Genomic DNA, 12,335 nt, shown 5'->3' with positions numbered 1-12,335 from the left:
TTTTATTAAAAACCCCCCGTTATACTTTTTTTTTTTTTTTTTGTGGGGGGGGGGGGGGGGGCGTTTGCCGCCCCCCCCCCCCTGTGAGCGATTTGGCGAAGCCAAAGCGCAAAACCTGATGTGTGTCTTCAGCCTTTGCGTTTGGCTGCGGTGATGGCCTCGGACAGCACGTCACGGTCGCCGATATGGTTGGCCAGAACAAGAATGAGCCGCGCGTTGTAGCTGTCGCTTTCTTCTTTGCTGAGGCCTTCGTGGGCGTCGAGCAATTCTGCATAGAAATCGTCACCGTTGGCGATATTGGGGGTGAGGGTCAATGTGCTCATCGGGATTACTCCTTGCCTGTCGCGCGGCGCAGGGCTGTGCGGAAAAGGTTTTCATCAAAGCTGTCACGGCGCGCGGCGACGTGCTGGTCGGGGCGAATGAGGTAGACCGCTGATTTTGCCTCCCCCAGATAGCGCTCGGTCAGAGCGCCGGTTTTGTCATCGGATGTGGAGAGCGCGAGGCGTTCCACGGTGATCCCGCTTTCCTCGAAGCTGTCTGGCGCCTCTGCATTGATTGTCAGCAGAGTGAATTTTCCGCCGAGTTTGGGCAGCAGGAACTCTGCGCCCAGCGGTGCATCGGGGCAGGGTGCGCCGGGGCGTGTGCGCTCGGGGCCATCGCTGAGGCCATCGGCTGAGTTGAGTGGCGAGCCGTCATAGACGCAGGGCACAGAGAGCCGGCCCGAGTTGACCAGCGGACGCGCGAACGGGTAGTGCTCGGAGAGCTCGAGCACAGCGTTGCGGAAGATGTGGCTTGTCTCGCTTTTCGGCGTGATGAAGTCGGTGGCGCGGGTTGAGTTGAGGATGTTCTCATCGGCGCCGTGGACACGCTCCATATTGTAGCTGTCGAGCAAGTTTTCGGGTGCTTGACCGTTGATGACCATGCCGAGCTTCCAGCCGAGGTTGTCGACATCCTGCATTCCTGAATTCGCGCCGCGTGCGCCGAAGGGAGAAACCTGATGCGCGGCATCTCCTGCGAACAGCACGTGGCCGTGGCGGAATTTTTCCATGCGCTTGCATTGGAACGTGTAGATCGAGGACCAAACCATCTCGTATTCGACGCCTTCGCCAAGGAAGGCATCAAGACGGCGGCGGATGTTTTCTTCTTTCATCTCTTCCTTGCGGTCGACATCCCAGCCGATCTGGAAATCGACGCGCCAGACATCATCGGGCTGTCTGTGAAGCAGTGTTGATGCGCCTGAACCATGGCTTGGCTCGAACCAGAACCAGCGTTCTGTCGGGAAGTTGTCATTGAGCATCTTGATGTCGGCAATGAGGAAGCTGTCCTTGAAGACTTTACCGGAGAAGTCATGGCCGAGCATCTCACGTAGCGGCGAGCTTGCACCGTCGCAGCCGATGAGCCAGTCGGCTTCCATCGTGTAGGGGCCATCGGGCGTCATGATTTCAAGCACAACGTGGTCGTCTTTGACAATCACATTATCGACGCGGTTTTTGCCGCGGATTTCAACAGGCGCACCTGCTTTCTGCATCTCGAACAGACGTTCGATCATGAAACTTTCAAAGTAAGGCTGCTGGAGGTTGATGAACGCGGGGAACTCGTGGCCCTCTTCTGGCAGGAGGTTGAACTCAAACACTTTATCGTCTTTGTGAAAGACTTTGCCGAGGTTCCAGACCACGCCTTTTTCAACCATGGGTTTGCCTGCGCCGTAGCGGTCGGCAATTTCGAGGCAGCGTTTCGCAAAACAGATTGCGCGCGAGCCCATGCCCACACCTTCATGGTCATCGAGCACCACAACGGGGATGCCTTGCTGGCCGAGATCAAGCGCGGTGGCAACACCAATTGGGCCACCGCCCATAACCACGACAGGGTGGCGCACGGGGGCCTTTTGGTCTTGGTCGGCATGGCGCTTATAGGGGTAAAGCTTGTAGGCGAGTGTGTAACGGTCATCAAACATGTCAGTGTCCTCCTGTGACATGGGGGCGCGCGTTTTTTAAGTGCGACCAGCCGCGCGGTATACGGCGCGGCTGGTCGCAAGGGCATCAGCTTTGCAGCTGTTCCCACATTTCGATATCGCGCTGGTCGGTCCAGATGCGCGGATGGTCGAGGCCGCGGGCTTCGTCGTAAGCGCGGGCCACGTTGAAGGGCAGGCAGTGCTCATAGATCGCGTAATCGGCGAACTTCGGGTCACATTCGGCGCGGCAGGCATCCCATGCGTCTTTGAGCGAGCCGCCGCCTGCGGCGACACGGGCCACGGGGCGGTAGGTGCTGTCGACGAAATCACGGGTGCTTTCAATCGCGGCATTCACCATTTCTTTGCCGACAAGAGCGTCACCACGGCCCGGTGCGATGGCATCGACATCAAACCATGCGATGTTGTCGAGTGTGTTGCCCCAATCGGAGAAGTGACCATCGCCACAATAGCAGGCGGAGTGGTATTCAACGATATCACCCGTGAACATGACGTTCTGGTCGGGCACATGGATGACGGCATCGCCGGCCGTATGGGCGCGGCCAAGGTGCATGATATCGACGCGGCGGTTGCCGAGATAGACTGTCATGCTGTCGGAGAATGTTGTGGTCGGGTAGGTGAGACCGGGGATGCTTTCGTGGCCTTCAAAGAGGCGCGGGAAGCGTTGGAATTCGCTGTCCCAATCTTCCTGGCCCCGTTCAACAACCATGGAGCGGGCCACATCGGACATGATGACCTGTGGTGCGCCATAGGCCGAGGCGCCAAGCACACGAACCGCGTGGTAGTGCGTGAGCACAAGGTGGCTGATGGGTTTGTCTGTGACGGTGCGGACCTTCTCGATCACCTTGTTGGCGAGACGGGGGGTCGCTTGTGCTTCAACGATCATGACGCTCTCGTCACCGATGATGACACCCGAGTTCGGGTCACCCTCGGCTGTGAAAGCCCAGAGGCCTTCGCCGACCTCTGTGAAGGAGATTTCTTTTTCGGTCATGTCGCCTTGTGAGGCAAATTTCTTGGACATTTCTGTTTCCTTTTCTCAAATCTGTTCGCAGGGTTTAGCGCTTGTAGGGGTCTTTGAGGGCGGGCAGGAGCTTGCCTGCACATTCGCCAAAGCCGATGGTGTAGCCTTGGCCTTTGGCTGCGCCATGCAGGGTCAGCGTGTCGCCGTCTTCGAGGAAGGAACGCTCTTCGCCTGTTTCAAGCGTGATCGGTTCTTCTCCGCCCCAACTCAACTCAAGAAGTGCGCCGCGCTGGTGCTTTTCGGGGCCAGAGATTGTGCCTGACCCCAAGAGATCACCGGGGTTCATCGGGCAGCCTGATGTTGTGTGATGGGCAAGCTGCTGGGCGGAGGAGTAATACATCTCTTTGTAGTTGGTCGTGGCGATGGTGCTTGCGGCTTTGCCCTCGGGTGCCAGCGTCACCGACAGGTCGATGTCGTAAAGCATAGGGCCACAGTCTTTGAGGTGCGGGAGAAGCTCTTTTTCGCGCTTGGGTGTATCCACGCGGAAAGGCTCAAGCGCGGCTTTTGTGACAATCCACGGGCTGATGCTTGTGGCTGTCGCCTTGGCCTGAAACGGGCCGAGCGGCTGGTATTCCCATGCCTGAATGTCGCGTGCTGACCAGTCATTGAGCAGCACGTAGCCGAAGATCATTTCGTCGGCTTCTGCCACCGTCACGGGGCCGTCTGACGGTGTGCCGACGATGGCACCCATCTCAAGCTCCAGATCAAAGCGCGCGGAGGGCGCCCAGCGGGGGGTATCATCATTCGGCCCTTTGAGTTGGCCCCAGGGGCGACGCACATCGGTGCCTGACACCACTACCGAGGAGGCGCGGCCGTTGTAACCGATAGGAATGTGCAGCCAATTGGGCGGCAGAGCGTTCTGGGAGCCGCGAAACATGGTTCCGACGTTGGTGGCGTGATTTTTGGACGCGTAGAAATCTGTGAACTCACTGACGAGGAACGGCAAGTGCATGTCGGCGTCTGACTGCGCGGTGAGCATGGCTTCAAGCTCGGTTTTGTCGGCGGAGCCTTCGGCGAGAAGCTCTGTGAGGCGCGCGCGCAGGGCGGCCCAAAGCTCGGGGCCTTCTTCCATCACCTCGTTCCAGAACGGCACATCAAAGAGTGGTGTTTCTGTGAGGGTGATGAGACCCGCTTCTTCGGCTGCCGCCAGATCGAGGATCATATCGCCAATCGCCACGCCACAGCGCGGGTCTTTATCGGCTGTGGAAAAGACGCCGTAGGGCAGATTGTTGAGCGGGAAAGGGGCATCGGCTGTGTTGGCCGAGGTGACCCATGATTTGAGCAATGTCATTTAGATGTCCTTGGTTTGTGGGGTGCGCCAGAGGGCACACCCTACGGTATTGAAAGTCGGGCGTATATGCCGTGCGCTATTTCTTGCCTGGGGTGCCATCGAATTTCTTTTCGATGTCTGTCCAGCAGTCGATATAGTCGTCCTGTAACGGAGCCTCGTTGGCCGCAAAGCCGGTGAGGTGCTGCGGGAAGCGGGTTTCGAACATGAAGCTCATGGTGTTGTCGAGCTTTTCGGCCTTCAGGTCAGCATTGGATGCCCCCTCGAAGGCGTTTTTATCGGGGCCGTGGGGCAGCATCATGTTGTGCAGGGACATGCCGCCCGGGACGAAGCCTTTTGGCTTGGCGTCATACTGGCCGTAGATGTTGCCCATGAGCTCGGACATGATGTTCTTGTGATACCATGGAGGGCGGAAGGTATCTTCGGCCACCATCCAGCGCTCGCGGAAGAGAACGAAGTCGATATTCGCCGTGCCAGCCTGACCCGAGGGGGCGGTGAGCACGGTGAAGATGCTGGGGTCGGGGTGATCAAACAGGATCGAGCCGACGGGGCAATATGTGCTCAAGTCGTATTTCACGGGGGCGTAGTTGCCATGCCATGCGACAACGTCCAGCGGGCTGTGGCCAATTTTGGTTTCGTGGAACTGGCCACACCATTTGATTGTGACGGTAGAGGGGGCGTCGCGGTCTTCAAAAGCGGCGACAGGTGTTTTGAAATCACGGCGGTTGGCCATGCAGTTTGCGCCGATGGGGCCACGGCCCGGCAGCTCGAACTTCTGACCGTAGTTTTCGCAGACAAAACCGCGCGCAGGGCCTTCGAGAACTTCGACACGGTAGAGGAGGCCACGAGGGATGATCGCTATTTCCTGCGGAGCGAGGTCGATGATGCCGAGTTCTGTCGCGAATCTCAGGCGGCCTTCTTGAGGGACGATGAGCAGCTCGGAATCAGCCGAGTAGAAATATTCATCCACCATGCTTTCGGTGACGAGATAGATGTGCGACGCCATGCCGACTTGGGTGTTCACATCACCCGCCGTTGTCATGGTGCGCATGCCTGTGAGCCATGTGAATTTGTCGCCAGTATGGGCCACAGGATCCCAGCGGTATTGGCCCAAGGATATGACATCGGGGTCCACATGCGGAGCCGACTTCCAATAGGGCAGATCAATTTTTTCGTAGCGGTGTGAGTGCTTTACGCTTGGGCGGATGCGGTAACACCATGTGCGCTCGTTCTGATGGCTTGGCGCTGTGAAGGCCGTGCCGGAGAGTTGCTCGCCATAAAGGCCGTAGTTGCATTTCTGCGGGGAGTTCATGCCTTGCGGCAGGGCACCGGGCAGAGCTTCTGTCTCGAAATCATTGCCAAAGCCGGGCATATAGCCCGCATGTGTGCCGCTTTCTGAGGGGGCTTGCGTAAAGCCCTTGGGGGAGGTTTGTTTGTTCATAGCGCGTCTCCTGTCGAATTTGGTTGCGTAATTAACAGTTGATTTTGTAACTAACAACAGAGGGAGAGGTGCCATGACCAAAAAAGATGACTTTGACTTGCAGGATTTCCTGCCCTACCTGCTCAATCAGGCGGCAGAGGAAAGCAGCCTTTCCTTTCAGAATATATACAAGGCCCGCTATGGGATGCTGCGCACGGAGTGGCGGGTGCTGTTTCACCTCGGGATATACGGGCGGATGAGCGCCAAGGAAATCTGTGAGCGCTCCAAGATGCACAAGACCAAGATCAGCCGTGCTGTGGCACGGCTTGAGGAGCGGCGCTTTCTCACCCGCGAGCGGGACGCGGGAGACAGGCGGCTTGAGGCGCTGGAGCTTACGGCTGCGGGGCGGGCGGCTTATATCGAGCTACGCGGTGTTGCTATGGACTATGATGCGAAGCTTGCGGAGGCGTTTTCGCCTGACGATGTCGCAGTGTTGCGCAAGCTCTTGCATCATCTGGCCAAGCTATGAGTGATCAGCTCAAAGGGTTGCTCATCACGATGATGGGTGTGTTGTTTGTTGTGCCTGATAGTTTGTTTATCAGGCTGATTGATGTGCCGCCTTTGGAGATATCGTTTTGGCGGGGTTTGAGCACAGGAGCCTTGGTGCTTGTCTTTGTGCTGGCGCGTTCGGGGGCTCGCTCTGTGACAGCGGCTTTGCGGGGCGGGCCTTATGCCTATGTGTACCTGTTTGCGATGAGCGGGACGGGGATTTTGTTTACCCTTGCCGTGAGCCACACAAGCGTGGCCAATGTGGTGTTTATCATCGCTTCCATGCCTGTTTTTGCCGCGATCCTGAGCCGTGTTTTTCTTGGGGAAGCGATCAGCGCGCGGATGAGCCTGACGATGGTCGCGGTTTTTGCGGGTCTGGGAATTATCGCCTATGGCTCTGGAGAAACAGAGGGGGCAAGCCTGACGGGGGATTTGTTTGCTATTGCTGTGTCGTTTGTTTTTGCTGTGGCGCTCACGGCAGCGCGCAAGGTGCGCTCGGTTTCGATGGTTCCGATGTTGCCTGTGGCTTATCTATTATGCGCGGTTTGCCTTTGGCCGTTTGTGCAGCCGTTCCAGCTTGGGCAAGCGCAGTATTATCTTGTTGCGCTGCACGGCCTTTTCATCGCCATCAGCTCTGTCGGTCTGGCGCTGGGGCCGCGGTATATTCCATCGGCGGAAGTGGCTTTGCTGATCTTGCTGGAGTCTGTGTTGGCGCCCTTGCTCGTTTGGTTCGCGCTGGGCGAAGATCCGGGGGTTTATGCGCTGATCGGGGGCGCGGTTGTGATCAGTGCGCTGGGAGTGTCCAACCTAGTGGTCTTGATGCGCAAGCGGACTAAAACTGGCCCGATTGATAGAGCCGCACTTTGAGGCCGCCGTGGGGCACGTAGGGGCCAGCGGTAAGATTGAGGCCCGTGGCTTTGGCGAGCGAGGCCTCTGTGGTGATGATGGCAACGCGCCAGCCTTTGAACTCGGATTTCAGCTTGGTTCCGAGCGAGGCGTGCAGCGCGAAAAGGGGCTTTTTGTTGCCGATGCGCCCGCCGTAGGGCGGGTTAACGATCACGAGTCCAGCGGGGCCATCGGGGCGCTTCAGGTCGGATATCGACGTGCAGGTGAAAGTGGTATGGGCGGAGACGCCCGCCGCCTCGGCGTTGCGGGCGCTCATTGCGATTGCGCCTTGGTCGCGGTCGGAGCCGTAGAAGTGTTGATCTGTGGTGCGAGGCTTGACTGAGCTGCGCATGGTGTTCCACGCCTCGGCGTCATAGCTGGCGAGGCTTTCAAACGCGAAGCTGCGCGCTCGGCCGGGGGCGAGGCCCATGGCGATTTCGGCAGCCTCGATGGGGAAGGTGCCGGAGCCGCACATCGGATCAAGCACAGGCTCTGTGCCTGAATAGCCCGCTTCGCGCAGGAAGAGGACAGCTAAAGTTTCACGCATGGGGGCTTTGTTGACGGCCTCCTTGAAGCCGCGCTTGTGCAGGCTTTCCCCCGAGCTATCGAGGCTGAAGGTGACGAGGTTGTCATCGAAGCGCGCCTTGAGCGTAAGCGCGGCCTCGGGCGAGACAGGCGCGCCGAGGGTTTCCTTGATTGCGGTTTCGATGCGCTGCGCGGCGGCGCCTGCGTGATAGATCTTGGAGCGCTTGTTGGTTGTAACTTCAACGCGTATCGGCACATCGGGGCGCAGAATGTCACTCCATGGAAACTTGCGTGCGCGTTTATCAAGCTGGGCGAGGTGAAAGGCCCGAAAAGAGCCTATGCGCACGAGCACACGAACCGCGCCGCGTAGCATGAGATTGGCGCGCCAGACCTCGGGCCAGTCGCCTGTAACCTCAACGCCACCCGCAACAGCGCGGGCAGGGGCAAAGCCGTGCCCGGCCGCTTCGGCGGCGAGAGCTTTTTCAAGCCCGGGAGGGCAGATCAGGAATATATCAAGAGGTGCGCTCACTTAGAAGTCGACGCTGACATTTGGAAGCTTGAGCGATTTCATCATCTCGCGCAGCTCTTGGCGAGCGGCGATGTTGGAGATGTTGAGCTTTTGCACTCCCACATCCTTCAGATCAAGCAGGGTCAGGCCACGCGGGAAGAGTTCTCGAAAGATGACCCGTTCGTTGAAGCCCGGTGCTACACGGAAGCCGATGCGCTTTGCGAGGTTGTCCACGGCGCGCTCCATTTTCTCTTTGTTGACCATGCGTTGAGCACCGAGGCGGTTGCGCATGACGACCCAGTCGATTGGCTTGAGGCCGGCTTGAGCGCGAAGCTGGCGGGCCGACCAGACCATCTCGGAATAGACCGACGGGCCAATGATTTTCTCGCCTTCATCATCAATATGAGCCAGCAGATCAAAGTCGATAAAGCTGTCATTGAGGGGAGTCACCAACGTATCGGCGAGCGAATGTGCCACCTGGCTCAAGCGGGTATGAGAGCCGGGGCAGTCGATCAGGATGAAATCATTGTCGGACTCAAGCGTGGCCACGGCGGCCGAGAGGCGGTGATCATAGATATTTTCGCCTGGTTTCAGCGTTGATTTGTCGATTTCCGGGAGTTCGTGATAATCGGGCGTGGGCAAATCAAGACCCGCCTTGGCGCAGAAGGCGAGGCGGTTTTCGAGATAGCGGCCGATTGTCTTTTGGCGCAGGTCAAGGTCGAGCACCGAGGTTTTGTGCCCCAGCCGCGAGAGTGCGGTTGCAATGTGCATCGAAACGGTGGATTTTCCTGCGCCACCTTTTTCATTGCCGACGACGATGATGTGAGCCATGGCTCTTGCCCCTTAAAGTCTTGGCGCGCTGCGCTTTTGTCTGTTCCCGCGTTTATATGTGCTGCAAGCGCAAAGGGGAAGCGTAAGAAACACACGGTATCGAGGGCAACTTACGCTCGCGCAAATAGTTACAAACTGACGTGAGGGCTTGGCATCTTTAGGGGATGGCGCTAACTTTCCAAATGATAGCCCGTTAAACAGGGCTGCAATCAGGGAGGACTACCATGAACACAGTTGCAAAACTGGCGGCGACAGCCGTTGCGTTGAGCTTTGCCACCGAGGCTGCGGCCACGGAATGGAATGTATCGGTCTGGGGCAAACGCCGTGCCTTTACCGAGCACATCGAGAAGCTGGCCGAGCTTGTGTCTGAGAAGACAGGCGGCGAGTTTACGATGAATGTGAGCTATGGTGGCCTTTCAAAGAACACCGAAAACCTTGACGGGATCGCCATTGGCGCATTCGAGATGGCGCAGTTTTGTGCGGGCTATCACAGCGACAAGAACCGAGCGATTACCGTTCTGGAGCTGCCTTTCCTTGGTGTGAACACGCTGAAGGAAGAGGTCGCGGTGAGCCACGCAGTGTACGAGAATCCTGCTGTGATCGAGGAAATGGCGCAGTGGAATGCCAAGATCATCATGACCTCTCCCATGCCACAGTATAACATTGTTGGCACAGGCGAGCCGCGTGACGAGCTTTCCGAATTTAACGGGATGCGCGTGCGGGCCACAGGTGGGATCGGTGATGCGTTTAGAGCTGTGGGTGCTGTGCCGACATCTGTTACGTCGGCTGAAGCCTTTCAGGCGATGCAATCAGGTGTTGTTGACACAGTGGCTTTTGCTCAGCACGCGCACCTCAGTTTTGGTACGATCAACGAGGCGACATGGTGGACAGCTAACCTGAACCCCGGCACGGTGAATTGCCCTGTTGTGGTGAATACAGATGCTTATGACGCTCTCACAGATGCGGAGCGTGAAGCGCTGGACAGCTCGATTCCCGAGGCCATTGACCACTATCTTGCCAACTATGGTGAGCTCTTGAAGAAGTGGGATGAAATTCTTGTCGAAAAGAATGTCACCAAAGTCGAGATCAGCGAAGAGCAACTGGCCGAGTTCCGCAAAGTGGCTGCCGATCCAATCCGTGATCAGTGGATTGCCGATATGAGCGCGCAAGGCTTGCCGGCGCAGGAGCTTTACGACCTTGTTGTAAGCTCGCTTGAAAAAGCGCGGATGAGCAACTGATCATCCACATATCAACGGGGCGCGCCAAAGGGTGCGCCCCGAACATTTATAGCAAAAGGCAAAACACATGGCAGGTGCATCACCCGTCCTGGAGGACGACTCATGGCTCAGTCGTGCTGATAGGGGGCTTCTGAAACTTGAGCAGTTTATGGCGCTTGTGGCGGGCTTGGCGATTTTCTCGCTGATGCTTCTAGCTGTGCGCTCGGTTGGCGGGCGTCTGACGCTGAATGCGCCGCTGTCGGGGTATGTTGACTGGATTATGCAGCTTATGCCTGTGATTGCCATTCTGGCAGTCTCCTATGCGCAACGCGATGGCACGCATATCAGGATGGATATTCTGGTAAGCCGTCTTGGCGGACGGGCTATCTGGCTGTTTGAACTGATCTCGGTGTTGATGATCTTTGCTCTGGTTGTGCTGTTGGTTTGGGGCAGTTGGGCACATTTTCAGCGCTCGTTTGATTTTGATGCACGGATGTGGAGCCGCGATTCAACGATTGATATCGGTCTGCCGATCTGGCCTGCAAAACTGGTTGTGCCTGTGGCACTGGGCGTGTTGGCACTGCGGTTGCTGATCCAGATCTACGGGTATGGCCGCGCCTTTGTGCGCGGAGACGAGGCCCCTGCGGCCGTTCCTCTGGTGCTGAGTGCCGCCGAAGTGGCCGCTGCCGAAGCGAGACTGATGGAAGAGGGAGGCCGCAATGGAGCCGATTGATATTGGCCTCTGGGTCACGGGTGGGTTGCTTGTCCTTGTCGTTCTGGGAATGCGGGTGGCCTTTGCTGCCGCTTTGGCAGGGCTTGTCGGGTTGTTCCTCATTTTCTGGTCAAAGAAGGGGTTTGACCCCGAAGATATCGGCTGGGCCCTTACGGTGGCCGCCAAAACGGCAGGACAGGTTCCGCACTCCAAAGTGGCGAGCCACGAGTTGAGCTTGATCCCCACGTTTATCCTGATCGGGTATCTTGCATATTACGCGGGCCTGACGCGCGCGCTGTTTGAAGCGGCGAAGCGTTGGATTGCCTGGGTTCCGGGTGGCTTGGCTGTGAGCACGGTGTTTGCCACAGCAGGCTTTGCGGCTGTTTCAGGCGCAAGCGTCGCTACGGCGGCTGTATTTGCGCGTATTGCTATCCCCGAGATGCTCAAGATCGGCTATAATAAGCAGTTTGCTGCGGGGGTCGTGGCGGCGGGCGGGACACTGGCGAGCCTTATTCCGCCATCAGCTATTCTGGTGATCTATGCCATTATTGTGGAACAGGATGTGGGTAAGCTTCTGCTCGCTGGCTTTATTCCGGGGGCGTTTTCGGCCGTCGTTTATGCGCTGATTATCATCGGCATTGCGCTTGTGTTCAAGAACGTCGGGCCGCCTGTGACAGGTTTCACCTGGCGGCAGCGCTTCGAGAGCCTGCCTGCGGCTCTGCCTATTTTTGCGGTGATCTTCATCATCATCTGCTTTGTTTACAACCCGTTCGGTGAGAAGGCTTGGGGCACACCCACAGAGGGCGGGGCGCTTGGGGCGTTCATCGTCTTTCTAATGGCGCTCTATCGCGGGATGCGCTGGGCCGAGCTTAAGGCCGCGCTGTTGGAGACAGCCAAGCTGACAGTGATGATTTTCACGATCATCTGGGGAGTGCTGATCTATGTGCGCTTCCTTGGATTTGCCGAGCTGCCAGCCGCGTTTTCCGATTGGATCACCTCGCTGCAAATGTCGCCTATGGTGATCCTGATATGCATTCTGCTGGCCTATGCGGTGCTTGGCATGTTCATGGACGCGATCGGGATGCTCTTGCTGACTTTGCCTGTTGTATACCCTGCGGTCATGGCGCTGAACGGCGGTGAGACTGTTGCCGCGGCAGACAGTGCATTTGGCATGTCGGGTGAAATGTGCGCGATCTGGTTCGGAATTTTGGTGGTGAAAATGGCTGAGTTCTGTCTGATCACACCGCCGATTGGGCTTAACTGTTTTGTTGTGGCAGGCGTGCGTGACGACCTCACGGTGCAGGATGTGTTTAAGGGGGTTACACCTTTCTTCATTGCGGATGCCTTTACCATTGCGGGGCTGGTTGCCTTTCCGGCGATTGTGCTTTGGTTGCCATCGCTCGCTTAATA

12 protein-coding genes are annotated in these 12,335 nt (G+C 57.6%); 5 read left to right on the top strand and 7 right to left on the bottom strand.

Features of this window, described 5'->3' with window-relative positions; all coding sequences use genetic code 11:
* Positions 1-128 precede the first annotated feature (128 nt).
* The 5 genes from OE750_RS13040 to hmgA all read right to left on the bottom strand — a co-directional run bounded on the left by OE750_RS13040 (position 129) and on the right by hmgA (position 5,719).
* On the bottom strand, positions 129-323 hold the full coding sequence (locus OE750_RS13040) for a DUF2783 domain-containing protein (RefSeq protein WP_263764689.1): 195 nt from the start codon (positions 321-323) through the stop codon (positions 129-131).
* A 5-nt stretch (positions 324-328) separates the two neighbouring features.
* A complete protein-coding gene (locus OE750_RS13035) occupies positions 329-1,954 on the bottom strand; it encodes an FAD-dependent oxidoreductase (protein WP_263764688.1) in 1,626 nt (541 codons plus the stop codon).
* 85 nt (positions 1,955-2,039) lie between these two features.
* A complete protein-coding gene (locus tag OE750_RS13030; RefSeq protein WP_263764687.1) occupies positions 2,040-2,990 on the bottom strand; it encodes an MBL fold metallo-hydrolase in 951 nt (316 codons plus the stop codon).
* 34 nt (positions 2,991-3,024) lie between these two features.
* Entirely contained in the window at positions 3,025-4,281 is a 1,257-nt protein-coding gene (gene fahA / locus OE750_RS13025) for a fumarylacetoacetase (RefSeq protein WP_263764686.1), read from the bottom strand.
* A gap of 76 nt (positions 4,282-4,357) precedes the next feature.
* Positions 4,358-5,719: a homogentisate 1,2-dioxygenase gene (hmgA, locus tag OE750_RS13020; protein ID WP_263764685.1), complete on the bottom strand. Its 1,362-nt coding sequence runs from the start codon at positions 5,717-5,719 to the stop codon at positions 4,358-4,360.
* 73 nt (positions 5,720-5,792) lie between these two features.
* On the opposite strand from hmgA, the gene OE750_RS13015 reads away from it, so the two are divergent.
* Together OE750_RS13015 and OE750_RS13010 are read left to right on the top strand one after the other, a co-directional pair.
* Positions 5,793-6,227 (top strand): MarR family winged helix-turn-helix transcriptional regulator, encoded by a 435-nt coding sequence (locus tag OE750_RS13015; RefSeq protein ID WP_263764684.1) that lies wholly within the window; start codon positions 5,793-5,795, stop codon positions 6,225-6,227.
* Positions 6,224-7,114 (top strand): DMT family transporter, encoded by an 891-nt coding sequence (locus OE750_RS13010; protein ID WP_263764683.1) that lies wholly within the window; start codon positions 6,224-6,226, stop codon positions 7,112-7,114. Before OE750_RS13015 ends, OE750_RS13010 begins: the two co-directional genes overlap by 4 nt.
* Here the strand turns inward: OE750_RS13010 and OE750_RS13005 are convergent.
* Together OE750_RS13005 and OE750_RS13000 are read right to left on the bottom strand one after the other, a co-directional pair.
* Positions 7,080-8,186 (bottom strand): THUMP domain-containing class I SAM-dependent RNA methyltransferase, encoded by a 1,107-nt coding sequence (locus OE750_RS13005; RefSeq protein ID WP_263764682.1) that lies wholly within the window; start codon positions 8,184-8,186, stop codon positions 7,080-7,082. The genes OE750_RS13010 and OE750_RS13005 overlap by 35 nt on opposite strands.
* Positions 8,187-8,996, bottom strand: coding sequence for a division plane positioning ATPase MipZ (locus OE750_RS13000; protein WP_263764681.1), 810 nt, complete (start codon positions 8,994-8,996; stop codon positions 8,187-8,189).
* A gap of 224 nt (positions 8,997-9,220) precedes the next feature.
* Here OE750_RS13000 and dctP point away from each other — a divergent pair, with 224 nt between their 5' ends.
* From dctP to OE750_RS12985, 3 genes are all read left to right on the top strand, one after another.
* Entirely contained in the window at positions 9,221-10,234 is a 1,014-nt protein-coding gene (dctP, locus tag OE750_RS12995) for a TRAP transporter substrate-binding protein DctP (protein ID WP_263764680.1), read from the top strand.
* 67 nt (positions 10,235-10,301) lie between these two features.
* Entirely contained in the window at positions 10,302-10,946 is a 645-nt protein-coding gene (locus tag OE750_RS12990) for a TRAP transporter small permease subunit (RefSeq protein WP_263764679.1), read from the top strand.
* Positions 10,933-12,333 (top strand): TRAP transporter large permease, encoded by a 1,401-nt coding sequence (locus OE750_RS12985; RefSeq protein WP_263764678.1) that lies wholly within the window; start codon positions 10,933-10,935, stop codon positions 12,331-12,333. Before OE750_RS12990 ends, OE750_RS12985 begins: the two co-directional genes overlap by 14 nt.
* Positions 12,334-12,335 lie beyond the last annotated feature (2 nt).

It is taken from the genome of Lentibacter sp. XHP0401 (assembly GCF_025751535.1).
GTDB lineage: Bacteria > Pseudomonadota > Alphaproteobacteria > Rhodobacterales > Rhodobacteraceae > Lentibacter.
The sequence above is the reverse complement of the archived record's forward strand: the minus strand, read 5'-3'. Positions and strand labels throughout refer to the sequence as shown.

Coding starts and splice junctions, on each gene's coding strand:
- OE750_RS13035 (WP_263764688.1), bottom strand. CDS start 1,954: ATGTTTGATGACCGTTACACACTCGCCTACAAGCTTTACCCCTATAAG.
- OE750_RS13010 (WP_263764683.1), top strand. CDS start 6,224: ATGAGTGATCAGCTCAAAGGGTTGCTCATCACGATGATGGGTGTGTTG.
- OE750_RS12990 (WP_263764679.1), top strand. CDS start 10,302: ATGGCAGGTGCATCACCCGTCCTGGAGGACGACTCATGGCTCAGTCGT.
- OE750_RS12985 (WP_263764678.1), top strand. CDS start 10,933: ATGGAGCCGATTGATATTGGCCTCTGGGTCACGGGTGGGTTGCTTGTC.
- OE750_RS13000 (WP_263764681.1), bottom strand. CDS start 8,996: ATGGCTCACATCATCGTCGTCGGCAATGAAAAAGGTGGCGCAGGAAAA.
- fahA (WP_263764686.1), bottom strand. CDS start 4,281: ATGACATTGCTCAAATCATGGGTCACCTCGGCCAACACAGCCGATGCC.
- dctP (WP_263764680.1), top strand. CDS start 9,221: ATGAACACAGTTGCAAAACTGGCGGCGACAGCCGTTGCGTTGAGCTTT.
- OE750_RS13030 (WP_263764687.1), bottom strand. CDS start 2,990: ATGTCCAAGAAATTTGCCTCACAAGGCGACATGACCGAAAAAGAAATC.
- hmgA (WP_263764685.1), bottom strand. CDS start 5,719: ATGAACAAACAAACCTCCCCCAAGGGCTTTACGCAAGCCCCCTCAGAA.
- OE750_RS13015 (WP_263764684.1), top strand. CDS start 5,793: ATGACCAAAAAAGATGACTTTGACTTGCAGGATTTCCTGCCCTACCTG.
- OE750_RS13040 (WP_263764689.1), bottom strand. CDS start 323: ATGAGCACATTGACCCTCACCCCCAATATCGCCAACGGTGACGATTTC.